Consider the following 24969-nt stretch of genomic DNA (forward strand, 5'->3'; position numbering starts at 1 on the left):
TCGTGTCTGCCCGTATCTGTCTGCACGTGTCCGTACCTGTCCGGAGCGGTGACAGGTCAGCCGTGTCTACGCGGCATCAGGTCATGTTCGTAATCGAACACGCCAGACCGGTCGTTTCGGCCATCCCTCGACGTCCGCGTGCTTACCGTTGTTCTCCCACGCCCTCTCGGCCCGTCGTTTCCTCTGCCGGCGGCGTCTCGCAGAACCAAGAGACAAGGGCCCAAGGGCCCAACAGATCGTGAGCCGAGGCCCATGAGCCGAGAGCCATGAATGAGCCCTCCCAGACGGGGAGTCGGGCGTATGGCCCAGGTGATCATCGTCAACCCGCCCAACTCCAACACCGTCCTCGACGGCTCCGTCTGCACCGTCACGCGCCCCGAGGACCACACCGACTGGTCCAACTTCCCCAGCCTGGGCGCCCTGACCCTCGCCTCGGCTCTGGCGGACATCCCCGACGTGGCCCCGGTGTACATCGACGGCACGGTCGTGCCCTGGCCCACGCGAAGGCGGTACGTCCGCGGATCTGGACAGTGGTCGGCAACGACCGCTTCACCGCGCTGACCGAACAGTGCCTGGCCAACCACCACTCCTGCGTCGACTTCGGGTTCCGCGGCAACGAGGTCGTCGGCCCCTTCCGCGCCCTCATCGCCGACCTGAGCCTCGGGCGGTTGCGGGAACCGGCCGCCTACTCCGGCATCGCGGTGTGGGCGGACGGGACGGTCGTCTCCGTGCCGCAGCGGCCCGAGCCGGTCTTCACCGCATGTGGACGCGGTCATGCCCGGCCTGACGCTGGACGACCTGGCCACGGCGCGCGGCGGGCTGCGCGAGTACGGCAAGGCGGCGGACATCGTCATCGGCGAGTGACCGTCCCGGACGCGGTGAGGGAGCAGGACACGCCTTTCGGCTGCCCGCGCCGCCGGCTCGGCCCCCATACCCGTACAACACAACGTCTTCCAGGAACCGGGAGGGAGCCGTCATGAACGCGCTTGCCACCAGGATGACCGAGAGATTCGCTGTACCGTACCCGTTCGCCGGCGCCGGGATGGCCATCGCCGGCGGGACCCCCGATCTGGCGGTCGCCGTCACCAAGGCGGGCGGTATCGGGGCGGTGGGGGCCGCGCTCACCACCCCGGACGGGCTGCGGCGGATCATCCATGAGGTCCGGGCCGGCGTGGGCGGAGCGCCCTTCAACATCAACCTGGTCACCTACTTCGACACCGCCGACCACGTCCGCGTCTGCGCCGAGGAGCGGGTGCCGATCGTCTCCTTCCACTGGGGCCACCCGCCGGCCGGTCAGATCGGGCTGCTGCGCGACGCCGGTGTGTCGGTGTGGGAACAGGTCGGCTCCGCGGCGGCGGCCGAACCGGCCGTCGACGACGGCGTGGAGGTCGTCGTCTCGCAGGGCTGGGAGGCCGGCGGGCACAACTACGGCGGACTGCCCACCATGGTCGGCGTCCCCGCCGTCGTGGACGCCGTGGGGGACCGCGCGCTGGTCCTCGCCGCGGGCGGGATCACCGACGGCCGTCAGGTCGCGGCGGCCCTGTGCCTGGGCGCCGACGGCGTATGGGTGGGAACCCGGCTGGCCGCCTCACGGGAGGCCCGGGTGCATCCCGAGCACCACCGTCGGCTGCTCGCCTCCCGAGGGGAGGACACGGTGCGTACAGCGGTCTTCGGCCCCGAGTGGCCGGACTTCAATCCGATGCGGGTACAGCGCGACCGCGTGGTGTCCGAGTGGGACGACCGGCTGGATCAGGTGCCCGCGGACCGTGACTCGCTCGCCGAGGTCGGCACGACGGTCTTCCAGGGGGAGGAGACCGTGCTGCGCAAGTTCAACGTGCTGCCGCCGGTGCCGGAGACCGTGGCCGACTGGGAGGAGATGCCCTGGCTGATGGGGCAGGGCGTGGGCCTCATCCGCGACATCGGGTCCGCCGGGGAGATCGTCCGGGAGATGATGGACCGCGCCGAGCGGGTGCTGAGCCGGTTCGGGAACGGCCATCGGCCCTGAGCCGTACGGTCTTTGGCGGCCGTGCGATTCCCGGCGGCCGTGCGATTCCCGGCGGCCGTGCCATTCCCGGCGGCGGTGCGCTCTCCGCCCGTCGCATGTCCACCGCTGTCCTGCGGGACTGCGTGGCTGCGTGGTCGCGGTCGGCCTCACGGCCACCGCTGTGCTGAACGTGCGCCGGTTGGCGGCCTGACGCCTGGTACGAGCGTCACCGCGGCCGCGGTCCGGGAGGAGGCGCCGGGCGGGGCGGGGCCGGGCGCCGATCCGGAACGGCCGTGCCTCACGCGATCTCGATGATGTGCTTTCCGCGCACGCCGCCGGCCTCCAGCGCCCGGTGCGCGGCGGCGATCGAGGCGAGGGGGTGGACGGTGTCCACGACGGGGCGGACATCGCCGTTCTCCGCGTACCGGGTCAGTTCGGCGAACAGCTCGTGGCGGGGGTTGCCGCTGAAGAAGCGGACCCGGCGGGAGCCGTGGAGGGCGGACGCGAGGAGATAGGCGATGCTGGGGAGAGGGTTCGCCATGTCGAAGGCGATGGCCACCATGCGGCCGCCCGGAGCCAGCAGCCGGCGGAAGGCAGGGTGTTCGGTGCCCGCGGTGTCCATGATGACGTCGAAGGAGCCCAGTTCGGACGGGCCGGTGGTCCGGTGGTCGAAGACCTCGTCCGCGCCCAGGCCGCGGACGAAGTCGAGGTTGTTGGGGCCCGCGAGGGCGGTGACGTGGGCGCCGAAGGCCTTGCCGAGCTGGACGGCGACGCTGCCGACACCGCCGCTGGCGCCGCGCACCAGAAGGCGTTCGCCCGGTCTGAGACGAGCCTTGTCGCGCAGGGCGGTGATCGAGGTCGTACCGCCCGCGGGCAAGGAAATAGCCTCCACCGGAGTGAGGTTGCCCGGGGCGGGGGCTATCTGCCGGGGGCGGACCGTGACGTACTCCGCCGCGCTGCCGCTCGTCATCCGACCCAGGACTCCCCACACCCGCTCACCCTCCCGGACGCCGGTCACCGAGGCGCCGACCTCGGCGATCTCGCCGACGAAGTCGATGCCGGTGCGCTGCGGGAAGCGGCGCCCCGTCACCAGACGCACCTTTCCGGCCCGGCCCGCCAGTTCGCCGCCGTTGACGCTGATCGCGCGGACGCGGACCAGCACCTCGCCGGGGTTGACGTCCGGCACGGGCACCCTGCCCTCGTACAGCACCTCCGGAGGGCCGTACCGGTCGTAGAGGGCAGCGCGCATCTCGTTCACGGCATGACCGTCCTGTCTCTGTCGTCTGCCGGGGATTCGCCGACGAGAGGGGGCTCTACGCCTGCTCGCCCAAGCTAGCGCCATAACCGGGCGACACCTTCCACTTACCGTAAAGTGAGAGACATGCCTGCTCAGACCCCTCGGAAGCGCGACCGGCCGACCGGTGCGGCGGGGCTGCGCGCCGACGCCCGGCACAACCGCGAGCGCATCCTCGAAGCCGCCCGCGAGGCGTTCATGAGCCGGGGCATCGACGTGCCCCTCACCACGATCGCCCGCCGGGCCGGAGTCGGCGCCGCCACCCTCTACCGGCACTTCCCCACCCGCGCCTCCCTCGTCGCCGAGGCGTTCGCCGAACAACTGGCCCGCTGCGTCGCCATCCTCGACGAGGCGCTGGAGGACCCCGACCCCTGGCGCGGATTCTGCTCCGTCATCGAGAAGGTGTGCGCCATGCAGACTGTCGACCGGGGCTTCACGGCGGCCTTCCTCTCCCGGTCCCCCGACGCGGTCGAGTACGAGCGCGAGCGCACCCGCGCGGAGGCCGGCCTCGACCGGCTGGTGCGGCGCGCCAAGGACGCGGGGCGGCTGCGCCAGGACTTCGACCCCGCCGACCTCACGCTCCTGTTCCTGGCCAACTGCGGCGTCGTCGAGGGAACCCAGCAGGACGCATCGGCCGCCTCCCGGCGGCTGGTCGGCTACTTCCTCCAGTCCTTCCGGGCCGACCGCGCCGAACCCCTGTCCCCGCCCCCGCCGTTGGGCCTGCGCCACATCCACCGGCTGCCGGGATGGAACGAGCCGGGACGGAACGTGCCCAGTCCGAACGAGCCGAGGCCGAACGACTAGGAGATCGCGCGGACAGGTACGCGCTCCTTGATCACTGGGGACCGCAATCCGCAACCGCCGCGACGAGTGGATACGACTGGGCGTTTTCGCCCGGCTCAAGCAGCTCGCACTGGAGCCTTACGACCGGATCGCCGGCCCCGTCGGCCCCGTCGGCCTCGTCGTCGAGAGGAAGGGAGCAAGGAGCGCGAACAACGCGTCGGGGCGGTCGAGGGGGATGATGTGGCCGCAGTCCTGGAGCTGGTGTCCGACCAGGTCGTCGGCGATGGGGCGGAGTTGGCGTTCGAGCCCGGCGCCGATGGGGTGAGAGCCGATGGCCATGGTGGGCATCGTCAGCCGGGCCGTCGCGACGGCGTCCTGTATCTGCTGGGCGCTGGTGGGCAGGGCCCGGTAGTAGGAGAACGCGCAGCGCAGGGCCTCGCTTCCGGTGTACGCGTGGACGAAGGTCGCACGGATGTCGTCGGGTACTCCCCGCCCGAGCGTCCCCGAGTCGAGGAACCAGTCGATGTACGGGGCCTCGTTGCCGGCCAGGACGGTCTCGGCGAGGCCGGGGACGGCGTGGAAGCCGAACCACCACGGGGCGCCGCCCGCGAAGACGTGTTCTGCTCCGGGAAGGGGGCCGAGCAGTGCCTCCATCACGACCAGGCGGCGGACGAGGCCGGGGCGGCGCAGCGCGAGCAGGACGGCAGGGGCGGTTCCGGCGTCGATGCCCACCACCGCTGCCGAGGGTTCGCCGAGTGCGTCGAGCAGCCCTTCGGCGTCGGTGGCGAGGGTCCCCGCGTCGTAGCCCTCGACGGCTCGTGTACTGGCGCCGAAGCCTCGCAGGTCCGGGGCGATGACCCGGTACTGCCCGGCCAGCCGGCCCATGATGCCGCTCCAGAGTTGCCAGGTGTGCGGGAAGCCGTGCAGCAGGAGGACCGCGGGTCCGTCTCCGGCGATGGCGACGTTGAGCTGGACGCCGTTCGTCGTGATGCGGTGCAGTCGGTGTGCGGGGGTGGGCATGACGGTCCCTTCGCGGTTACCATTGGTGACTACAAAACGATAGGTAACTGTCCGACCGGTGCCCAGACGGCACTTTCAGGGAAGGTGGTGAGTCGCAGGTGACCACCCGAGAAGCCCGGACCGCCGGTCGCGGTGCGCGCGGCGATCTGTTCGATCCCCAGTGCCCGACGCGGCAGTTGCTGGACCGCATTGGTACGAAGTGGACCTCCATGGCCGTCAAGACGCTCGCTGATGCCGCACCGGACGAGGTGCGCTTCGCGGAGCTGAGGCGTCGGATGCCCGGCGTCTCGCAGAAGATGCTGTCCGTGACGCTGCGAAGCCTGACCCGCGACGGGCTGGTGGCGCGCCGGGTCGAACCGACCGTGCCGCCGCAGGTCTTCTACCGGCTCACCGGACTCGGGCTGTCTCTGGAGGTCGCGCTCGCGGGGCTGCGGACCTGGGCGGAGGAGCATATGACCGAGATCGACCGCGCCAACGAAGCCGTCGACCAGGAGGCCGGTGGCCGGTGAGGGACAGGCGGGCCGGTTCCGCGCTCAGCGCTGGTGGCCCGAGTACCCGATGCGGCCGGCGTCGCCGCCCTGGTGCCGCGTAGGAGACGCCGGGGATGTCGCCGACGTGGTGGCTGTCGACGAAGGAACTGGCGGGGGACGACGCGGAGATGGTGTTGGAGTACTAGGCCGCCGTGATCTCGACCGGCAGTTCCTTGAGGCCGTTGACGAAGTTGGAGCGGACGCGGCGGGGCTCGGCCGTGAGGCGGATGTCGGCGAGGCGGGGGAGCAGCTCCTCGAACAGCACGCGCAGTTCCAGGCGGGCCAGCGAGGCGCCCAGGCAGAAGTGCGGCCCGCCCTTGCCGAAGGTGAGGTGGTCGTTGGGGGTGCGGGTGACGTCGAAGCGGTGGGGCGCCTCGAAGACCGCCTCGTCCCGGTTGCCGGAGGAGAACCAGAGGACGACCTTCTCGCCCTCGGCTATCCGCCTGCCGCCCAGCTCGGTGTCGCGGGTCGCGGTGCGCCGGAAGTGGTGGACGGGGGACGACCAGCGCAGGAACTCCTCCACCGCGCCCGGCATCAGGGACGGGTCCCGGCGCAGCCTCTCCCGCTGCTCCGGGTGGTGGATCAGCGCGAGCGTGGCGAGCGAAATGGCGTGCCGGGTGGTCTCGTTGCCTGCCACGACCAGCAGCAGGAAGTAGTTGTCGAAGTCCCGCGCCGACAGGGCCGCCCCGTCCGACGGCGGTTCGTTGACGAGCCGGCTCACCAGGTCGTCGCCGCCGGCGCCCCTGCGCCGCGCCGCCAGCTCCCGGCCGTACGCGAAGACCTCCAGCGCCGCCGGGCTGCGGAACGGCAGGTCGCGGTAGCGCTCGCTCTCCTCCGTGCCGAGCAGGACGTCCGCGTAGTCGGGGTCGGTGTTGCCGATGATGCGGTTGCCCCAGTCGATGAGCCGCTGGGTGTCGTGCTCGGGGACGTCGAGCATGCGGGCGAGGACGTTGATGGGGAAGTCGGCCGCGATCTCCCGGACGAAGTCGAAGCGGCCCTTGGCGAGCGCCGCGTCGAGGGTCCGCGCGGTCAGCCCGCGCAGGAACACCTCGTACCCGGCGACGGCGCGCGGCGTGAACTGCCGCTGGAGCAGCCGGCGCATGGCCCGGTGGCGCGGACCGTCGGTCTCCAGGAGGGAGCGGCGCAGCTCGCGGTGGTCCTCGTCGACCTCTTCGAGGTTGGTGAACCGCGTGGACGTGAACGTCTCGGGGTCGCTGCCGGCGCGCACGATGTCGGCGTGCCGGGTGACGGCCCAGAAGCCGCTGTTGGGCGCGGACTCCGGCTGCCAGTGGACGGGGGCCTCGCGGCGCAGCGTGTCGAACATCCGCCAGGGCAGCTCGCCGTCGGTGAAGTTGTCGTGGTCGGCGAGGTCGACCGCGTCGAGGGGGAGCGGTTCGGGTGCGGTGGACGTGACGGTCATGGGGCTGTCCTTCGAAGCGGGCGGCGGGCGGCGGGCGGCTGGCGGCGGGGCGCGGGGTGCTGATCGGCCGTCACGTGAGGAAGGCGTACTCCTTGAACTCCCAGTCGGTGACGTACTGCCGGAACCGCTCGATCTCGTTGCGTTTGTAGGCGAGGAACGAGCGGGTGAAGCCGGCCCCCAGCACCTCGGTCAGGTCCGTGTCGTCCTCCAGTGCGTCCAGCGCCGCGCCGAGCGTGTCCGGCAGCCGGGCGGCGGCGCCCTCCTGGTAGCCGTAGCCGCGCAGTGGCTCGGGCGGTTCCCGCTTCTCCCGCAGGCCGAGCCCCACGGCGGCGATCACGCCCGCGACGGCGAGGTAGGGGTTGGCGGTGGCGTCGCCGAGGCGCAGTTCCAGCCGGGTGCCGGGGCCGCGCTCGGGCGGTATGCGCACCATCGCGCTGCGGTTGTCCAGCCCCCAGTCGATCAGCCACGGGGCGAGGGTGTCGGGGCCGAAGCGTTTGTAGGAGTTGACGGTCGGGTTCAGCAGCGCGGTGAGGGCGGGGGCGTGGGTCAGGACGCCGGCGATGGCGTGCCGCGCGGTGGCGGACAGGCCGTGTGCGTTCGCGCCGTCATCGGCACGGCCTTCGAAGACGTTGCGGCCGTCCGCGTCCACCATCGACAGGTGCAGATGGAAGCCGGAACCGCCCTCCTCGTTGAAGGGCCGGGCCATGAAGGTCGCCAGCCGCCCCTCCGTACGCGCGATCTCCTTGACGGCCGACTTGAAGCGGAACGCGCGGTCGGCGGCGTCGAGCGCCGCCGAGTGGTCGAGGTTGATCTCGAACTGGCCGCTGCCGAACTCGCGGTTCCCGGCCGTCGCGCCGATCTCCAGTTTCCTCAAGTGCCGCAGGGTGCGCAGCAGATGGCCGTCGGGGTCGCCGCGCAGCCCCGCGCTGTAGACGTTGCCGGGGGCCCGCCCGTACGGCGACCAGCCGGTGACCGATCCCTCGTCCCGTTCGCACAGGTAGTACTCCAGCTCGGGGCCGATCACCGCGCGCGGCTCCTCGCCGGTCCGCTCCAGGACGCCGCGCAGCAGGTCGCGCGGGGATTCGGTGGCCGCCTCGCCGGTCGCCGGGTCCAGGGCGTCGCCCAGGCACCAGGCGACACCGGGCTCCCAGGGGAGGGCGCGCAGGGTGTCCAGGTCGGGGCGGACCGAGATGTCCGGCATGCCGGCCGACAGGCCCCCGGGCATGGGGACGACGTCGCTCTGGGGGCTGGTGTGGTAGACGGCGCGGCAGAACGTCAGGCCGTGGCGGACGGCGGCCGGCAGGTGGTCGACGAGGATGTCGCGGGCACGGTCGGCGCCCAGCAGATCGGGGTAGAGGACGCGCACCACGTCGATGTTCCGCGCTCGCAGCGTCGTGACGGTCTGACGGGCCTGGTCGCCGTGGGCGGCGGGGCTCTCTTCGTTCACCCTGTCCAGCCTTCCTGCGGGGCTTGTTCGCGGGCTCACTCGGTAAGTCGTTTGGGGTCGAACAATATGAAGGGGGCGAGGGCCGCGCAAGGGGTCGCGGCGAATCGGCGGCGATCCCGGCGCGCCCGTGACAACTCGCGGCCGAGGTCATAACGTATGGGCCCAAACGATTAGTCCGGCGAGGAACCCGAGGAGTCCGCTGTGCCCACCGTGCCGACCGTCCGAGGCTTCTTCCCGCCCAAGACCGCCACCGGGCGGGCGTCGCTGATCCCCGCCCCGCCCTGGTACTACTCGGGCGACCTGCTCACCGTCGAATACCGCACCGACCCCGCGCGGGTCCGCGAACTCCTGCCCGCGCCGCTCACCCCCGCGGCCGAGGACCCCGGCGCCGTCGCGCTGATCTGGGCCGACTGGCAGTCCTGCGGCGCCGGGCGGGAGGAACTGCTCGACCCCGTGCGCAGCCAGTACAAGGAGTGCTTCGCGGTCGTGCGCTGCGGCTACCGCGGCCATACGTACTCCCGCTGCGTCCACATCTGGGTCGACAAGGACTTCGCCCTCGCCCGCGGAATCCACCAGGGCTACCCGAAGAAGCTCGGCTCCATTCACCTGACCAGACCCCATCCGTACGGGCCCGCGCCCCGCATCGAACCCGGAGCCGTCTTCGGCGCGACGCTCGCCGCGGGCGACCGGCGGCTCGCGCAGACGGTCGCCACGCTGCGCGAGCCGTCCGGGACGGGCGGCTTCGTCAACGGCCACCCGATGGCCCACCACCGCTGGATGCCCTCGATAGACGGGTCGGGGCTCGCTCTCGACGAACTCGTCGAGAGCGGGGCCGCGTCCTTCGAAGCCGGCCAGGCGTGGGCGGCCGACGCCGACCTCGAACTCTTCGAGTCGCCCACGGAAGAACTGGCCGTCCTCACCGTCGAGGAGCCGATCGGGGCCTACTACCGCCAGGTGGGGGTGTGCTGGGAAGGCGGGACGCTGCTGGAGCGGGGTACGGGCGGGTAGCGGCGATCGGCGGGGTGCGGGCGGGGAGGCGGAGGGGTGCCCGCCTCGCCGGGGTGCCGGGGCGTCCGTGCGCCCGTACCCGCACGCCCGCGCCCCCCAGGAATGCGGGTGCCCGTACGTCCGTACCCGCTCGGTCCTCGGTGCTCGGCCCCGCTCCGTCACCGCGGCGCGAGCGTGAAGTCGAACGGCACGCGCCCCGCGTCGACCATGGTCAGGCCGCCGTCCACCGTCAGCGTCGCCCCGTTGACGTACGACGACCGCGGTCCGAGGAGCCACAGCACGGCGTCCGCGACCTCCTCGGCCAGCGCCGCGCGCCGCTGCGGCACCAGCGCCGTGGCCTGTGCGTACGCCGCGTCCAAGGGGGCGGCCTCGCCGCCGAACTCCCGCATCTCCTCGTCGGCCATCTCCGTCCGCGTCCAGCCCGGACAGACCGTGTTGGCGCGTACTCCGCGCGGGCCGAACTCCGCGGCGATGACGCTCGTCAGCATGGCTGCGCCCGCCTTGGACGCGGCGTACGCGCCCGCGCCCGTGGCGGCGCGCAGCCCGGCGACGGAGCCCACCGTGACGAACGCGCCGCGCGCGGCGGCGAGATGGGGGAGCGCCGCACGGGCGAGCAGGAAGACGGCGGTGAGGTTGGTGCGCAGCGTGGCGTCCCAGTCCTCGTCGCTGAGTTCGAGCAGGCCGCCGGGGCGGATGACCCCGGCGTTGGCGACCACGCCGTCCAGCCGGCCGTGGTCGCGCACCACCGCCGCGATCAGCTGGTCGACCTCGCTCCGTACGGTCACGTCGGCGACGTAGGGCGTCGCGCCGCACGCGTCCGCGACCTCGCGGAGCGCGTCGGCGCGCCGGGCGCACACGGCGACGCGGGCCCCGTCGTCCGCGCCGCCCGCGGCGACGGCCGCGCCGATCCCGCTGCTGGCCCCGGCCACGAGCAGGACGGGCGGCCGGGGCTCGATGGGCTGGTTCATGGGGAACTCCCTTTCGCGAGGCGGTGGTTCGGGCAGGGTCCGGCGAGTGCGCCGGGCGGGGGTGAAGCGGGCGGTTTCGGGCAGAGGGGGGAGAACGGGGCGGCCGGCGCGTGGCGGGTTATCGTTTGAGTCCGTAAGGGTCGCGAACGGCAACGGTCGTACAGGAGCGGTCGCGACCCGGCGGTGAGGTGCCAGGGGCCCGGCAGGGCCCGCGGGAGGCGGCTAGAGATGCGGGAGAACACGACGTGACGGCGGACCGTTCCATCCGGGAGACCGAGAAGGCCGTACAGGCCAAGCTGGGCGACACGCCGATCCGGCACGAGCAGATGGTCGCGGTGGCGAACATCTACCGCGCCGCCGCGGCGGTGCGCCAGCACTTCGAGAACTCCGTGCTGCGGGGGGCCGAGCTGACCTGGACCTCGTTCGTCGTGCTGTGGGTCGTATGGATCTGGGGCGAGATGGAGACCCGCCACGTGGCGGAGGAGGCGGGCATCTCCAAGGGCACCCTGACCGGGGTGGCCCGCACGCTCCAGAACCGCGGCCTGCTCGAACGCGGCTCCCACCCCTCCGACGGGCGGCTGGTGCTGCTGCGGCTGACGGACAAGGGCGAGGAGCTGATGGCCGAGGTCTTCCCCGCCTTCAACGCGGAGGAGGTCTTCGTCGCCGAGCGGCTGACCGCCAAGGAGTGCGGGACGCTGGCCGATCTGCTGCGCAAGATCGTGACGCAGACGGAGGAGCACGGGGAGGAGCGGCGGCTCGCCCTCCTCGACGGCGCCGACCCCCGCCCGCGGCGCAGCGGCCGCCGCCCCTCCCGGAGCTGAGCCGCCCGGCTCCCCGCCCCGTTCCGCATCCGGCCTGCCGCTGGAGCCCGGCCCGCCGCCGGGCTCCGGCCCGCTCGTCAGGGGAGCCGCCCGCGGCCGGCGGTGAGCGGCAGCCGTTCGCGGCACGCCTCGACCAGGGCGTCGAACAGGCCCTGCTGGGCGGGGTCCGAGAGCGCCGTGTCCTCGGGGTGCCACTGGACCGCCGCGAACCAGGCGCGGCGGCCCGGCAGTTCGAGGGCCTCTACGGTGCCGTCCTCGGCGCGCCCGGTGACCGCGAGCCCCTCGCCGAGCCGGTCCGCGCACTGGTGGTGGTAGCACGACACCTCCACTTCCCGGCCGCTCCCGGCCGCTGCCGAGACCCCGGCCGCCGCCGGGTCCATCGCGGCGGCGACCACCGAGCCCGCCGTGAGCGCGACGCGGTGCACGCGGTGCCGGTGGTCGGCCCGCTCGCCGCCCATGTCCTGGCGGAGCGTCCCGCCCAGGGCGACGTTGACGACCTGGAGCCCGCGGCAGACGGCCAGCAGCGGCAGCCCGCCCGCCAGCGCGTGCCGCGCGACCGCGAGGTCGAACGCGTCCTGCTCCGCGTCGACGTCGTAGACCCGGTCGTGGACCTCGGCGCCCGTGTCGTAGAGGTGCGGCGCCACGTCGCCGCCGCCCGGCAGCAGCACCCCGTCGCAGCGGGCCAGCCGCCCGGCCGCCTCCTCCGGCGGGCCCGGATGCATCATGAACGGCTCGCCGCCCGCGCGCAGTACGGCCGCCGAGAGCGCCCGCGCGGTCACCACGGCGCCGTAGCGCAGCGCCGAGGCCGTGGCGGAGAAGCGCTGGGGGAGGGCGATGAGGGGGCGGGCGCGCTGGGGGGCGCCGTTGCGCGCGGCGGTCACCACCGCATCCAGACGGTCTTGAGCTCGGTGTACTTCTCCAGCGCGTGCACGGACTTGTCGCGCCCGTTGCCCGACTGCTTGTAGCCGCCGAAGGGTACGGAGAGGTCGCCCTCCTCGTAGCAGTTGACCCAGACGGTGCCCGCGCGCAAGGCGCGCGAGATGCGGTGGGCGGTGCCGAGGTCGGCGGTCCACACCCCCGCGGCGAGGCCGTACTCGGTGTCGTCGGCCAGCGCCACCGCCTCCTCCTCCGTGTCGAAGGCGAGGACGGACAGCACGGGGCCGAAGATCTCCTCCCGCGCGAGCCGCATGTCCGGCGTCACCCGGTCGAAGACCGTCGGCGCCAGGTAGCTGCCGCCCGGTACGCGCTCCAGGCGGGCGCCGCCGGTGCGCAGCCTGGCGCCCGCCTCCCGCCCCGCCCGTACGTGGCCGAGCACCGCGTCGGCGCGGGCCTCGCCCGCCACGGCGCCCATCTCCGTCGCCGGGTCCAGCGGGTCCCCGACGCGCAGCGCGCGGGCGCGCTCGACCACCGTGTCCACGACCTGCTCCGCGATCGAGGAGTGCACCAGCAGCCGGGAGGGCGCCGTGCACATCTCGCCCTGGTTGAAGAAGATCCCCCAGGCCGCCGTGGCGGCCGCGGCGCGCAGGTCGGGAGCGTCGGGCAGCACGATGTTGGGGGATTTGCCGCCCAGTTCGAGCCAGACGCGTTTGAGGTTGGAGTCGGCGGCGTAGCGCAGGAAGCGGCGTCCCACGGCCGTCGAGCCGGTGAAGGCGAGGACGTCCACGTCCGGATGGAGGCCGAGGGCGCGCCCCGCTGTCGGGCCGTCGCCCGCGACCACGTTGAGCACGCCCGGCGGCAGCCCCGACTCGTCGGCGAGCCGGCCGAGGAGCAGCGCGGACAGCGGCGTCAGCTCGGAGGGCTTGAGCACGGCCGTGCAGCCGGTGGCGAGCGCGGGGGCCAGCTTCCAGGCGGCGAGGGAGAGCGGGAAGTTCCAGGGGACGACGGCGCCGACCACGCCGGAGGGCTCGCGGGTGACGAGGGCGAGCGCGCCGGGATCCGTGTGCGGGGACTCGTCGCGCAGCTTGTCCGCGAGCTGCCCGTACCAGCGGAACGTGGCGATGGTCGCGCGCAGTTCGACGCCGTACGCCTCGCCGACCGGCTTGCCGTTCTCCAGGCTGACGGCCAGGGCGAGTTCTGTGCGGTGCTCTTCGAGGAGGTCGGCGAGGCGGATCAGGGCCCGGCCGCGCTCGGCGGGGGAGAGGCGGGGCCAGGGGCCGGCGTCGAAGGCGCGGCGGGCGGCGTGCACCGCGCGGCCGACCTCCTGTTCGCCGGCGTCGGCGACGACCGCCAGTTCGCGGCCGTCGCGCGGGGAGCGGACGCGGAAGGACGCGCCGGAGCCGTCCTCGTCCTTGCCCGCGACGCGGTGGCGGGTGGGCGGCGTCCACCGTTCCGCCCGGCGCAGCCACGCGTCGTGGTCGTCGGCGCGGTGGCTGTCGCGGCCGTCGTCGCGGCTCTTCGCGCTGTCCTGCTGGCTGTCCGGCATGGGCGTCTCTCCCGTGTCCGCTGTGGTCGCTGTGTCGGCGCGTGCGTCTCCGGCATGATGTTTGGGGCCAAATGATAGCCGCGAGCCACCACCGGGGAAGAGGGTTGACCGCCCGGAACGAGGTCGCCTATTTTGTTTGGACTCAAACGAATTGGAGGCCGCGATGGCCCTCCCCGCCCCCGCCCCAGGGCCCCCGGCGCAGCAGGCGGCCCCGGCGCCGTCGGAGCACCGGGACCGCCCGCCCACCGCCACGGTGGCCGGGGTCACCGTCGACACCCGCCACTGGATCGGCGGCGAACGCCTCGACTCCGCCGCCACGTTCACCGACCGCTCGCCCATCGACGGGACGCCGCTCGCCGAGATCGCCCGCGGCGGCGCCGAGGAGGCGCGGGCCGCCGTCGCCGCCGCCCGCGCCGCCTTCCCCGGCTGGGCCGCGACACCGCCGCGCGAACGCGCCCGGCTGCTGCACGCCGTCGCGGACGGTATCGAGGCCCGCCTCGAAGACCTCGCCGCCGTCGAGACGGCCGACAACGGCGCGCTGCTCCGCTCCCACCGGCGCGGCGTCATGCCCCGCGCCGCCCACAACCTCCGCTTCTTCGCCGACCGCCTGCTCGCCCTCGGCCACGACGACTTCGCGACCCGCGGCCACACCAACCACGTGACCTGGGACCCGGCCGGCCCCGCCGCGCTCATCACCCCGTGGAACGCGCCGCTGATGCTCGCCACCTGGAAGATCGGCCCCGCGCTCGCCGCCGGCGACCCGGTCGTACTCAAGCCCGCCGAGTGGACCCCGCTCACCGCCTCGCTCCTCGCCGACATCGCCGCCGACGCGGGGCTGCCCCCGGGCGTCCTCAACGTCCTCCAGGGGTACGGGGACGAGGCCGGAGAACCCCTCGTCTCCGACGCCGGCATCCGCCGCATCAGCTTCACGGGGTCCGTGCCCACGGCGCGGCGGATCGCCCGGGCGGCGGCCGGGCACCTGACGCCCACCAGCTTCGAACTCGGCGGCAAGTCCCCGCTGCTCGTCTTCGCGGACGCCGACCTCGACCTCGCCGCGGACCTCGCCGTCGAGCAGTACGACAACGCCGGCCAGGTCTGCCTCGCCGCCACCCGGCTGCTCGTCGAGGACTCCGTGCGCGACGCCTTCCTGGAGCGCTTCCTGCACCGGGCCCGCGCCCTCGTCCAAGGGGACCCGCGCGAGGACGCCACCGGCATCGGTCCCACCATCCACCCCCGGCACCTGGAGCGCGTCGACGGCTTCGTACGGCGGGCGCTGGCGGCCGGCGCCACCGCGCTCCTCGGCGGCGGCCCGCACACCGAGCTGACCGAACGGACCGGCGGCGCCTACTACCGGCCGACGCTGCTGACCGATGTCGCGCAGGACTCGGAGATCGTGCAGGAAGAGGTCTTCGGACCCGTGCTCACCCTCCAGACCTTCACCACCGAGGACGAGGCCGTGGCCCTCGCCGACGACACCCGCTTCGGACTCGCCGCCACCCTCGCCACCGGGGACCGCGAACGCGCGGCCCGCGTCGCCGCACGGCTCGTCGCCGGCACGGTCTGGACCAACTGCTTCTTCGTACGCGACCTCGCCGCGCCCTTCGGCGGCTCCCGCGCATCCGGCATGGGCCGCGAGGGCGGCGACTGGAGCTTCGACTTCTACTGCGACCTCAAGAACACCGTCACCGCGCCGAAGGGCTGGCAGCGCCATGGGTGAGATCGTCGGAGCCGGCCTCCTCGCCCACGTCCCCACCATCGTCCTGCCCGAAGCGGGCCGCCGGGAGCTGAACGCGGGCCGCGAGGTCAGCCTGGTGCCGGGGCTGCGCAGACTGCGCCGGGACGTCTTCGAGGAACTCGACTACGACACCGTCGTCGTCCTGGACTCGCACTGGGCGACCACCGTCGAGTTCGTCGTCGCCGCGCAGTCCCGCAGGGCCGGACTGTTCACCTCCGAGGAACTGCCGCGCGGCATGTCCCGGATGCCCTACGACTTCCCCGGCGACCCCGAACTCGCCCGCTCCACCGCCGCGTTCGCCGCGCGGCACGGCACCTGGATCACCCCGATCGACGACCCGTACCTGCCGATCCACTACGCCACCGTCAACCTGTGGACGTACCTGGGACAGGGGCTGCCCGACAAGCGGTGGATGTCCGTCGGGGTCTGCCAGACCGGCGACGCCGAGGACCATCTCCGGCTCGGCCGCGCGCTCGCCGACGGCATCGCCGCACTGCCCGGCCGCAAGGTGCTGCTGATCGCCTCCGGCGCGCTCTCCCACACCTTCTGGCCCCTGCGCGAACTGCGCGACCACGAGGCGAGCGACCCCGTGCACCTGCGCACCCCCGAGGCGCGCGCCGCCGACGAGGAGCGGATCGACTGGCTGTCGCGCGGCGACCACGCGCGCGTGCTGCGCACCATGCCGGAGTTCGCCGCCCACAAGCCCGAGGCGGGCTTCGGGCACTACCTGATGATGGCCGGCGCCCTCGGCGAGGAGCGCCTGACCGCGCCCGGACGCGCCTACAGCGCGTACGAGAACTCGATCGGCACGGGCCAGGTCCACCTGTGGTTCGACCGCCCGGCGGGCGGCTGGACCGCATAGCGGCGGATCGCGCGTCGTCCCGGGGGCGCCCTGCGGGGCGCCCCCTTGAGCCCCCCCCGCACCCCCGAGGAGGACCAACCGAAATGAGCGACACACGTGAACACCGCCGCATCCTGCTGGACGGCGCCGCCGTCCAGGCCGTCAGGGAGGGCGAGGAACTCGTCGCGGGCGACGGCCGCCGAGTCAAGGCGGCCGACGCCCGCCACCTGCCGCCCGTACAGCCCTCGAAGGTCATCGCGGTGCACCTCAACCACCGCAGCAGGGTCGAGGAGTTCCGGACCGCGCTGCCGCCCGCGCCCACGTACTTCCACAAGCCCGTCTCCGCCCTCAACGCGCACGGCGGCGCGGTGGTGCGCCCCGAAGGCTGCCGGTACCTCAACTACGAGGGCGAGATCGCGCTCGTCATCGGCCGCGTGTGCCGCAACATCGCGCCGCGCGACGCGGGGGAGTACATCGCCGGGTACACCGTCGCGAACGACTACGGCCTGCACGACTTCCGCGACACGGACGCCGGGTCGATGCTCCGCGTCAAGGGCTCCGACACCCTCTGCCCGCTCGGCCCCGGGCTGGTGACCGGGTGGGACTTCCACGGCAAGTACCTGCGCACGTACGTCAACGGGGAGCTGGTGCAGGACGGCTCGACCGACGAAATGACCTGGGACATGGACTACCTCGTCGCCGACATCGCCCGGACCATCACCCTCGTCCCCGGCGACGTCCTCCTCACGGGCACGCCCGCGAACTCGCGCCCCGTGGAGCCGGGCGACGTCGTGGAGGTCGAGGCGGAGGGCCTGGGCCGGCTGACCAACCACATCGTGACGGGCCCCACGCCCGTACGGGACGACTGCGGGGCGCAGCCGACCGCCTCCGAGGAGGTCCGCTCCACGGCCTTCGGCGGCGACTGGGAGTACCGCGGCATCCGCCCGCCCCGCCGGGACTGAGCCCCTTCGGGTACGCCCCCGCCAACCGCCCGGAGCGGTCGGGCAGGGGCGTACCCGTGGCTCAGGTCCGCGCCGGCCCGGGCGGGGCGGCCGCGGCCCTGCCGGGCGCGGCCGGCGCCTTGACGACGGACGTGGCGGCGAACAGCTCGGAGACCCGCTTCCCCTCCGCCGCGCTCTGCGGGAAGAGATACGCGCAGGCGACGTAGATCGCGAGGTTCAGGGCCATGCCCACGACCCCCGAGGTGAGGCCGTCCAGCCACGGGATGGACGTGGGGTACGCCGCCGAGAGCCCGGCCGCGGTGCAGAAGCCCGCCACGGTTCCGGCGACCGCGCCGATCCGGTTGCCGCGCTTCCAGAACAGGCCGAGGAACTGCGGCACGGCGAGCTGCACCACCCCCTGGTACGCCATGATCGACAGCGTGATGAGGTTGCTGAGCCCGATGTTGGCGACCAGCGCGGAGGCCACCGTGTAGACGGCGATGGAGATCTTCGCCGCCAGCAGCCGCCCCTTGTCGTTCATCGGCCGGACCACCGCCACCAGGTCGTTGGAGATGAGCGTCCCCACGGACTGGAGCACCCCGTCGGCCATGCCGATCTGCGCCGCCAGGACGCACAGGGCGATCGCGATGATGATCCACGGCCCGCCGATCCGCTGGGCCAGGGTGAACAGCGCGCGGTCGGGGTTGTCGGAGACGCCGGGCAGCGTCCCGGACAGCAGCGCGACGGTCAGCAGCAGCCCGGCGAAGACGAGCGAGCTGGGCATGACGAACATCGCCGAACGCTTGACGCTCCGCACCCCGTCCGCGGTGAACAGCCGGACGAACATCCCCGAGAGGCACCAGCCGCCCACCGCGCCGGTGAAGGTCAGCGCGAAGAGGTACAGCCCGCCGCTGCCACCGCCGTCCATCGGCAGCGACAGCCGCTCGACGGGCAGCCGGGCGAACCCGTGGCCCTTGACGACCAGATAGACGATGAGCCCCACGAGGAGCGCCGAGCCGAAGACGTACGCGATCATGCCCTGGTAGAAGTCCGTGACGACCACGCCGCGCATGCCCATGCGCACCGTCCAGAACTGGCGCGCCACGAGGACCAGCACGCCCGCGAGCACCGACTGCGAATAGCTGAGGTGCCCGAACGAGATGTAGTAGAAGATCAGCCCCATGGCCTGCATCCCGAGCACGGTCATCGGGAAGTTGACCAGGACCTGGATGAGCGCGGGCACGGTGCGCGACGCCGTTCCGCCGTAGCGCAGCCCGAACAGGTCGGACTGGGTGCGCAGTCCGTTCCGCTCGCCCCACATCCACACCCGCCGGGACATCAGATACATCAGCAGATAGGCGAACAGCCCGTAGATCAGCAGATGGAAGCCGATCACGCCGCTGCGCGCGGCCAGGCCGGCGTCGGCGATGAAGACCGAGCCGGGAAACCAGGTGTTGAGCACCGACATGGTCTGGTAGCCGCTGCCGAAGCTGCGCCCGCCCACGGCGTAGTCGGTGAAGTCGGCGTCGCGCCGGCGGTGCATGTACAGCGTGAGGAGCACTCCGGCGAAGAAGAGCACCACCATGCTGTAGCCGAGGAACACATTCACTGGGGGCGAACCCCTCTCAGGTCCGAGGAGGTGTCGGTCGGGGCCGCGGGTCAGTCGATCTCGCCGCGGGCCGCTTCGACGCAGTACAGCGCGATGACGCCGGCCGAGACGTGGGCGCCGATGGCGAGGAAGTAGAGGAAGGACAGTGGGATTCCGCCCTGGAACGCGGGGTCGCCCGCGACCCAGTACACCGGCGGCGCCAGCGCCACCACGGCGTCGAACGCGAACCAGGAGCCGAAGATCGCCCACTTCCGCCGCGGCGAGAGGGCGACGGCCCACCGGGCGAACCGCCGGGAGAGCGCGCCGTTCCGGGACGGCCGGGGCGGCCGCGCACCGGGCGCCGAGCCGTCGGTAGCCGCGCCGTCGGGCGTCATGTCACCGGGCGTCATGGACGGTCTCCCCGTCGAAGACCGTCATCGCCACCGGCATCGCGGCGATCTCGTGCGGGTCCGCGTGCGCGAGATCGCCGTCCACCACGCAGATGTCGGCGACCTTGCCGGGCTCCAGCGACCCCTTCCAGCTCTCCGCGAAGTCCTGCCACGCGGCGTTCGAGGTGTACGCGCGGACCGCGGTCTCCAGATCGACGCACTGCTCCGGGCCGCTGCGCCGGCCGCTCGCCTTCGACTCCCGCAGCATCATCGACGCCACGCCCCGGCGCCAGTCGGGGTAGGTGATGGGCGCGTCCGAACTCGCGGTGACCGGGATCCCGGCCTCCGCGGCGCTGCGTACGGGCCACTGGTAGGCGGAGCGCTCGGGCCCCACGATCCCGTCCATCAGATCGGCGATGGCGTCCTTGACCCCGGGGTTCATGTTGATGCCCCAGCCGTGCCGGGAGAGCGTGGCGAGCGAGCGGGCCGACGCGAAGTCGCCGTGGATGACGTAGTGGCGCGCGTCCGGGCGCGGAGTGTCGGCTTGCGCCGCCTCGAAGGCGTCGACGACCGCGTCGATGCCGTGGTCCCCGGTGATGTGCACGCCGAGCTGGTGGCCGGCCGTATGCGCGTACCGCACGATCGCGTCCAGCTCCTCGACGCGCTGCGCGTGATTGTGACCGTGCAGGCAGAGGCTGCCGTACCCGCCGCCCACGTACTCCTCGTGCATCCAGGCGGTGCGGCTCGGCGGGATGCCGTCGGCGAACAGCTTGACGCCGAGTACGCGCAGCCGCCGCGGGTCGGCCCGGGCGCACACCTCTTCGAGCCGGTCCATCCGCTCGGGCAGATGCCGGGCCGCGCCGCCCATCTCCAGGGGGAGCAGCAGTACGTTCACCCGCGCCCGGAGTTCGCCGGCCGCCTCCAGGCGCGCGTACATCTGGAGCGTTCCGGTGTCGGCGACCCCGAGGAAGAGCGAGGTGCCGCCGGGGCCGAGGCCCGGCTCGGTGAAGCTGGTGATGCCCTCGGCGTGGCAGACCGCGACGGCGGAGCGGATGGCGGCCTCGCGGGCGGCGTCGTCCATCAGCGGGACGACGGCGTTCACCAGGTCCAGCGCGCCCTCGCGCAGGAGGCCCGTGGGAGCGCCGTCGGCGTCGGTCTCGACGATGCCGCCGGGCGGCGGCTCGGTGGCGCCGGTGATGCCCGCGGCCTCCAGGGCACGGGAGTTGAGCCAGGCGGTGTGCCCGGAGAACTCGTAGAGGAGCACCGGGTGGTCCCGCGACACCTCGTCCAGATCCTGGCGGCGCGGGGTGCGGCCCGGCTCGGCCAGGCACTCCTTGAGATAGCCGACGTCCCATCCGTTGCCGAATATCCAGCCGCCGGGCGGGAGTTGTCCGGCCTTGCGGCGTACGGCCTCGCGGACGTCGGCGATGGAGGACACGGCGGGCGAGGCCACGTCGAGGGCGAGCGGCGGCCGGGTGGCGCCGAAGGCGGCGGCGTGCAGGTGCGAGTCGTTGATCCCGGGGAGCGCGGTGCGCCCTTCGAGGTCGATGACCTCGGTGCCGGGTCCGACGAGCGCGCGGATCTCGCTGTCGCTCCCGGTCGCCGCGATCAGGCCGTCGCGCACGGCGAGGGCCTGCGTGGCGCGGAACGCGGCGTCGACGGTCAGCACCGTGCCGTTGACCAGCACGAGGTCGGCAGCTTGGGGCATGGATGACCTCCCTCCAGTTCGTTTGGGCCCAAACATATGCCCGGGGGCTGTCCCCGGCGCAAGGGTGCTGCACGAATTCCCGGCTCCCGCACCGGCGTCACCGCGTCCCGTGCCGCTACCGCGTCACCCGGCGAGCCGCTCCACCCGCCGCATCACCTCGCGGCAGAAGCCACCGACCCCGTCCGGGTCGTCCGTGAACTGCGACGGCTTGATGCAGAACGTCGTGAAGCCCTGCTCCATCTGCTCCGGCACGGCCTCCAGCGCCTGTTCGAGACCGGCCACCGACGTCCCGTCGGGGAAGACGGCGCGCGTGCCGCCGATCATCTCCAGCCCGGACATGTCGCGCCCGGCCTCCGCCATCGCCGCGCGCAGCTTCTCCAGCTCGCCCGGCGCGGGACGGCCCAGCGGGTTGAAGCCGTGCCCGTACGCCACGAGCCGCCGCAGCACCGCGGCGTGCAGCGTCGAGCCGCCGAACCACAGCTCGGGGCCGCCCGGCCGGTACGGCTTCGGCTCCAGCCAGGCGTCGTCGAAGCGGTAGTGCTCGCCCGCGAAGGAGGCGGGGCCGGGCTCCCAGAGCAGCTTCCAGGCGGCGAGGTGCTCGTCGAGCAGCCTGCCGCGCCGGGTGAAGGGGACCTGGAGCGCGGCGTACTCGTCCTCGCTCCAGCTCACGCTCGGCAGGACGACGAGCCGCCCCTTGCTCAGCAGGTCGAGCGTGGCCAACTCCTTGGCCAGCAGCAGCGGGTGGCGCAGCGGCGCCAGTACGGCCGCGGCGGCGAGCCGGACCCGCTCGGTGACGGCGGCCATGGCGGCGAGCAGGACGACGGAGCTGGGCCACGGTGTGTCCGGGGACTGGTTGCCCGGCATGGCGTACTCGCGCGGGTTGGGCATCGGGCCCTTGGCTCCCGCGTCGGAGCCGAGCACGATGTGCTCGCTGAGCATGACCGAGTCGAACCCGGCGTCCTCCGCTTCGCGGGCCCAGCGCACCAGGGCGTCCAGGTCGCAACGGCCGCCGGTCATGGTCCAGTTCTCGGTCAGTACGAGCGTCATACGGGGGTGGGGCTTGGTCATCCGGGCTCCCGGCTGCGGTCGAGGCTCATTGTTTGGCCTCAAACGGTAGGCGGGTCCGGCCTCCTCCTCAAGAGCCGCGCGGTATCCCGGTCGTCAGCGGCCGGCGAGCGGGCGCGCTACGGCCGTTCCCCGGTCGTCGGGAGTCACGGGCCGGTGCATGGTGTCGGCGGCGCCGAAGCCCATCAACGACCGGAGGAACGGCGTCTGCTGGGTGTGTGTGACGCGGTACCCGTGGCGCTCGTACAGGGCCTGGGCGCGCGGATTGACGTCGACGACGTCGAGCCGGATCCGGGAGCAGTCGTTCTCGGCGGCCACGGCGGCGATCTCGCGCAGCAGCAGGCTCCCGATCCCCGCGCCGCGGTGCGCCGCCGCCACGCAGATCCCGTCCATCACCAGCTCGCCCTCGGCGGGCCTGCGGGCGAGCAGGGCGAGGAGGGCGAGCCGGGGGACGCCCCGCAGCGGGCCGTACGCGGACAGCACGTCACGGGCCGAGCCGCCCATCAGGGCGCGGCCCGCGAGCTGGTAACCGGCGACGCCCACCACGCGGCCCGCGCCGTCGAGCGCCGTGACGCCGCGGTCGCGGTGCAGATGGGCGGCGAGGAACGCCCGGCCCTTGGCGGGCGGGCCGAGCGCGCCGCCGAGCTTGCGGCCGAATGCCTCCCAGTACAGGGCGGCCACCTGGCGTTCGGCTCCTTCGGGGACTCCCCGGTGCGGTCGGGGGGTGTCGCTGTCGCTCACGCTGCTGCCTCTCATCGCGGGGCGCTCGGCTCGGGTCGCCGGATCGCCTCTCATCAACGACCATAGTACGCTCGTATTGAAAACGATCGTGTTAAAAGTGATAGTTAAGGGGGTTCATTGTGAGTGGCCGACCATATGTGGAGAGTCATGCGCCGCCGCTCCCCGAGGCGGCGGCAACGTCAGGGCCAGGGCCAGGGCCAGGGCCAGGGGGGCGGGGACGGGGCGGTGGGGCCCGGCTGGCGCAGGTGGACGCGCTGCGCGGCTTCGCGCTGTTCGGCATCCTCATGGTCAACATCACCTACATGGCCTCCGCCTACCACGGCACCGGCCTGGAGGACCCGGGCCTTGGCGGCCCGCTGAGCGAGGCCGCCCACTGGGTGGTGGCGGTGCTCTTCGAGGCGAAGTTCTTCCTGCTGTTCTCGTTCCTGTTCGGCTACCGGGGCTAATCGCAGTGCATCGGGCTTTTAGCCTGGTGGTGAAGCGATTCTCAGCACTGCTCTGGCCCGTAGGTCACAGTGGATGATTCTGCTGTTCGATGTACTGGTGGACGGTCGACAGTGGCGCCCCGTCGGCGGATCCGGCGAAGTAGGACCCCGACCACAGCTTGTTGGCGCGCCAGTAGTGGCGTACCGGGTCGGGAAACTCCTGTCGGAGTCTGCGGGAGCTGACGCCCTTGAGGCTGTTGACCAGCTTGGAGACGGCGACCTTCGGTGGGAAGTTCACCAGCAGGTGCACGTGGTCGGCCTCGCCGTTGAACTCGACCAGTTCGGTCTCGAAGTCGGCGCAGACGTCTCGCATGATCTCCTCCATCCGCGTGAGGTGCCGGTCACCGAAGACGTCGTGCCGGTATTTCGTCAACAGAATCAAGTGGGCATGCGTGATGAACACGCAGTGCCTGCCTGTACGAATGTCCTGATACTCAGCCGTATACCAACTGTTGTAGGGTCATTGGCGTGCAGCTTCGGTACTCCTTCCGTCTCTACCCGAACGGTCCTCAGCGTTCAGCGCTGGCCCGCGCGTTCGGGTGTGCGCGAGTGGTGTACAACGACGCGCTGCGCACCCGCGAGGACGCCCGCGCCAAGGGCCTGCCGTTCGTTTCCTCGGCGGACCTGTCGAAGGCCGTGACGGCCGCGAAGAACACCCCGCAACGGGCGTGGCTCGCCGACGTGTCCGCCGTCGTGCTCCAGCAGTCCCTCCGGGATCTCGACACCGCATACCGGAACTTCTTCGACGGCTTGAAGGGCAAGCGCCCACGCATGGGCGCACCCCGGTTCAAGTCGAGCAAGGACAGTCGGCAGGCTGTGCGGTTCACCGCGAACGCCCGGTGGAAGATCACGGCCGGCGGGGACCTGTCATTGCCGAAGATCGGCGACGTGCGGGTCACGTGGTCCCGCTCTCTTGCGTCGGTTCCCTCCACGGTGACCGTGGTCAAGGACGCGGCAGGTCGGTACTTCGCGAGCTTCGTCGTCGCTACCGGCGACGAGACCCCGCTGCCGGAGGCGGACGGGCAGATCGGTATCGACCTCGGCCTGTCGCACTTCGCGGTCCTCTCGGATGGCACGAAGATCGCCAGTCCGCGCTTCCTGCGCCGGGCCGAGAAGAAGCTGAAGAAGACCCAGCGGGACCTGTCCCGCAAGCAGAAGGGCTCCAGCAACCGCGGCAAGGCCCGCCTCCAGGTCGCTCGGGCTCACGCACGGGTGGCGGATGCACGCCGCGAGTTCCATCACCAGCTCTCCACCACACTGATCCGCGAAAACCAAGCGGTCGCAGTGGAAGACCTGTGCGTGAAGGGCCTCGCGCGTACGCGCCTGGCCAAGTCCGTCCACGACGCCGGATGGTCGGCGTTCGTCACCATGCTGGAGTACAAGGCCGCCCGGTACGGGCGCGCCTTCCACCGCATCGGGCGCTTCGAGCCCACCTCTCAGGTCTGCTCGCAGTGCGGCGTCAAGGACGGACCCAAGCCCCTGAACATCCGCGTATGGGAGTGCGGGGCGTGCGGGACGCTCCTGGACCGGGACATCAACGCGGCGGTCAACGTCGCCAAGGCCGCCGGACTGGCGGTGTCAGCCTGTCGAGCGCGGGTAAGACCGGGACTCGTCCCGGCACAGCGCGAAGAAGCAGGAACCCACCGAGACGGTCAGCCGACCGTGGTAGGAATCCCCGCCCTTTAGGGCGTGCAGATCTTTAACTCACCATCTTGATCTTGCTTTGGTTGGGGCCGGAAGCGAGGAATGCTGCGATGTCGGCTGGTGTGCGAAACCGGG

24 protein-coding genes are annotated in these 24969 nt (G+C 72.5%); 11 read left to right on the top strand and 13 right to left on the bottom strand.

What is annotated here, in order from left to right; all coding sequences use genetic code 11:
• Window positions 1-300 precede the first annotated feature (300 nt).
• Window positions 301-561: a hypothetical protein gene (locus AB0I22_RS29710; RefSeq protein WP_363134037.1), complete on the top strand. Its 261-nt coding sequence runs from the start codon at window positions 301-303 to the stop codon at window positions 559-561.
• Window positions 562-976: 415 nt separating this feature from the next.
• Window positions 977-2005 (top strand): nitronate monooxygenase, encoded by a 1029-nt coding sequence (locus tag AB0I22_RS29715; protein ID WP_363134038.1) that lies wholly within the window; start codon window positions 977-979, stop codon window positions 2003-2005.
• Window positions 2006-2282: 277 nt separating this feature from the next.
• Here AB0I22_RS29715 and AB0I22_RS29720 read toward each other — a convergent pair whose 3' ends face one another.
• Window positions 2283-3242: an NAD(P)-dependent alcohol dehydrogenase gene (locus AB0I22_RS29720; RefSeq protein ID WP_363134039.1), complete on the bottom strand. Its 960-nt coding sequence runs from the start codon at window positions 3240-3242 to the stop codon at window positions 2283-2285.
• Between the two features lie 123 nt (window positions 3243-3365).
• On the opposite strand from AB0I22_RS29720, the gene AB0I22_RS29725 reads away from it, so the two are divergent.
• Window positions 3366-4082 (top strand): TetR/AcrR family transcriptional regulator, encoded by a 717-nt coding sequence (locus AB0I22_RS29725; protein ID WP_363134040.1) that lies wholly within the window; start codon window positions 3366-3368, stop codon window positions 4080-4082.
• 117 nt (window positions 4083-4199) lie between these two features.
• Here AB0I22_RS29725 and AB0I22_RS29730 read toward each other — a convergent pair whose 3' ends face one another.
• Window positions 4200-5081: an alpha/beta hydrolase gene (locus AB0I22_RS29730; protein ID WP_363134041.1), complete on the bottom strand. Its 882-nt coding sequence runs from the start codon at window positions 5079-5081 to the stop codon at window positions 4200-4202.
• A gap of 98 nt (window positions 5082-5179) precedes the next feature.
• Here AB0I22_RS29730 and AB0I22_RS29735 point away from each other — a divergent pair, with 98 nt between their 5' ends.
• Window positions 5180-5590 carry a helix-turn-helix domain-containing protein gene (locus tag AB0I22_RS29735; RefSeq protein ID WP_363134042.1) on the top strand — a complete coding sequence of 137 codons (411 nt, stop codon included), beginning with the start codon at window positions 5180-5182 and terminating at the stop codon, window positions 5588-5590.
• 163 nt (window positions 5591-5753) lie between these two features.
• Here the strand turns inward: AB0I22_RS29735 and AB0I22_RS29740 are convergent, their stop codons facing one another.
• The gene (locus AB0I22_RS29740) at window positions 5754-7031 is read right to left on the bottom strand and encodes a cytochrome P450 (RefSeq protein WP_363134043.1); all 1278 of its coding nucleotides are present in this window, start codon (window positions 7029-7031) and stop codon (window positions 5754-5756) included.
• Between the two features lie 70 nt (window positions 7032-7101).
• On the bottom strand, window positions 7102-8421 hold the full coding sequence (locus AB0I22_RS29745) for a glutamine synthetase family protein (protein WP_363134061.1): 1320 nt from the start codon (window positions 8419-8421) through the stop codon (window positions 7102-7104).
• Window positions 8422-8688: 267 nt separating this feature from the next.
• On the opposite strand from AB0I22_RS29745, the gene AB0I22_RS29750 reads away from it, so the two are divergent.
• On the top strand, window positions 8689-9486 hold the full coding sequence (locus AB0I22_RS29750; RefSeq protein ID WP_363134062.1) for an acetoacetate decarboxylase family protein: 798 nt from the start codon (window positions 8689-8691) through the stop codon (window positions 9484-9486).
• Window positions 9487-9644: 158 nt separating this feature from the next.
• Here AB0I22_RS29750 and AB0I22_RS29755 read toward each other — a convergent pair whose 3' ends face one another.
• The gene (locus AB0I22_RS29755; protein WP_363134044.1) at window positions 9645-10454 is read right to left on the bottom strand and encodes an SDR family oxidoreductase; all 810 of its coding nucleotides are present in this window, start codon (window positions 10452-10454) and stop codon (window positions 9645-9647) included.
• 245 nt (window positions 10455-10699) lie between these two features.
• On the opposite strand from AB0I22_RS29755, the gene AB0I22_RS29760 reads away from it, so the two are divergent.
• A complete protein-coding gene (locus tag AB0I22_RS29760; protein ID WP_363134045.1) occupies window positions 10700-11275 on the top strand; it encodes a MarR family transcriptional regulator in 576 nt (191 codons plus the stop codon).
• 77 nt (window positions 11276-11352) lie between these two features.
• Here the strand turns inward: AB0I22_RS29760 and AB0I22_RS29765 are convergent, their stop codons facing one another.
• Together AB0I22_RS29765 and AB0I22_RS29770 are read right to left on the bottom strand one after the other, a co-directional pair.
• Window positions 11353-12156 carry a type 1 glutamine amidotransferase gene (locus AB0I22_RS29765; RefSeq protein ID WP_363134046.1) on the bottom strand — a complete coding sequence of 268 codons (804 nt, stop codon included), beginning with the start codon at window positions 12154-12156 and terminating at the stop codon, window positions 11353-11355.
• Window positions 12153-13697 (bottom strand): aldehyde dehydrogenase, encoded by a 1545-nt coding sequence (locus AB0I22_RS29770; protein WP_363134047.1) that lies wholly within the window; start codon window positions 13695-13697, stop codon window positions 12153-12155. The genes AB0I22_RS29765 and AB0I22_RS29770 overlap by 4 nt, the downstream gene beginning before the upstream one ends.
• 136 nt (window positions 13698-13833) lie before the next feature.
• Between AB0I22_RS29770 and AB0I22_RS29775 the strand changes: the two genes are divergently transcribed.
• The 3 genes from AB0I22_RS29775 to AB0I22_RS29785 all read left to right on the top strand — a co-directional run bounded on the left by AB0I22_RS29775 (window position 13834) and on the right by AB0I22_RS29785 (window position 17235).
• Window positions 13834-15414: an aldehyde dehydrogenase family protein gene (locus AB0I22_RS29775; protein ID WP_363134048.1), complete on the top strand. Its 1581-nt coding sequence runs from the start codon at window positions 13834-13836 to the stop codon at window positions 15412-15414.
• A complete protein-coding gene (locus AB0I22_RS29780) occupies window positions 15407-16294 on the top strand; it encodes a 3,4-dihydroxyphenylacetate 2,3-dioxygenase (RefSeq protein WP_363134049.1) in 888 nt (295 codons plus the stop codon). Before AB0I22_RS29775 ends, AB0I22_RS29780 begins: the two co-directional genes overlap by 8 nt.
• 83 nt (window positions 16295-16377) lie before the next feature.
• Window positions 16378-17235, top strand: a complete 858-nt coding sequence (locus tag AB0I22_RS29785) for a fumarylacetoacetate hydrolase family protein (RefSeq protein ID WP_363134050.1) — start codon at window positions 16378-16380, stop codon at window positions 17233-17235.
• A gap of 61 nt (window positions 17236-17296) precedes the next feature.
• Here the strand turns inward: AB0I22_RS29785 and AB0I22_RS29790 are convergent, their stop codons facing one another.
• The 5 genes from AB0I22_RS29790 to AB0I22_RS29810 all read right to left on the bottom strand — a co-directional run bounded on the left by AB0I22_RS29790 (window position 17297) and on the right by AB0I22_RS29810 (window position 22705).
• The gene (locus AB0I22_RS29790) at window positions 17297-18823 is read right to left on the bottom strand and encodes a sodium:solute symporter family protein (protein WP_363134051.1); all 1527 of its coding nucleotides are present in this window, start codon (window positions 18821-18823) and stop codon (window positions 17297-17299) included.
• Between the two features lie 50 nt (window positions 18824-18873).
• A complete protein-coding gene (locus tag AB0I22_RS29795; RefSeq protein ID WP_363134052.1) occupies window positions 18874-19212 on the bottom strand; it encodes a hypothetical protein in 339 nt (112 codons plus the stop codon).
• Window positions 19199-20899 carry an amidohydrolase gene (locus tag AB0I22_RS29800; RefSeq protein ID WP_363134053.1) on the bottom strand — a complete coding sequence of 567 codons (1701 nt, stop codon included), beginning with the start codon at window positions 20897-20899 and terminating at the stop codon, window positions 19199-19201. Before AB0I22_RS29800 ends, AB0I22_RS29795 begins: the two co-directional genes overlap by 14 nt.
• Before the next feature lie 123 nt (window positions 20900-21022).
• Window positions 21023-21967: a TIGR03619 family F420-dependent LLM class oxidoreductase gene (locus AB0I22_RS29805; RefSeq protein WP_363134054.1), complete on the bottom strand. Its 945-nt coding sequence runs from the start codon at window positions 21965-21967 to the stop codon at window positions 21023-21025.
• Window positions 21968-22060: 93 nt separating this feature from the next.
• The gene (locus tag AB0I22_RS29810; RefSeq protein ID WP_363134055.1) at window positions 22061-22705 is read right to left on the bottom strand and encodes a GNAT family N-acetyltransferase; all 645 of its coding nucleotides are present in this window, start codon (window positions 22703-22705) and stop codon (window positions 22061-22063) included.
• A 245-nt stretch (window positions 22706-22950) separates the two neighbouring features.
• Here AB0I22_RS29810 and AB0I22_RS29815 point away from each other — a divergent pair, with 245 nt between their 5' ends.
• On the top strand, window positions 22951-23151 hold the full coding sequence (locus AB0I22_RS29815) for a hypothetical protein (RefSeq protein ID WP_363134056.1): 201 nt from the start codon (window positions 22951-22953) through the stop codon (window positions 23149-23151).
• A gap of 64 nt (window positions 23152-23215) precedes the next feature.
• On the opposite strand, the gene tnpA is transcribed toward AB0I22_RS29815, so the two are convergent.
• Window positions 23216-23614, bottom strand: coding sequence for an IS200/IS605 family transposase (gene tnpA / locus AB0I22_RS29820; protein ID WP_363134063.1), 399 nt, complete (start codon window positions 23612-23614; stop codon window positions 23216-23218).
• Between the two features lie 44 nt (window positions 23615-23658).
• Between tnpA and AB0I22_RS29825 the strand changes: the two genes are divergently transcribed.
• The gene (locus tag AB0I22_RS29825; protein WP_363134057.1) at window positions 23659-24876 is read left to right on the top strand and encodes an RNA-guided endonuclease TnpB family protein; all 1218 of its coding nucleotides are present in this window, start codon (window positions 23659-23661) and stop codon (window positions 24874-24876) included.
• The last annotated feature ends 93 nt before the right edge of the window (window positions 24877-24969 follow it).

Source organism: Streptomyces sp. NPDC050610 (genome assembly GCF_040654875.1).
Lineage (GTDB): Bacteria > Actinomycetota > Actinomycetes > Streptomycetales > Streptomycetaceae > Streptomyces.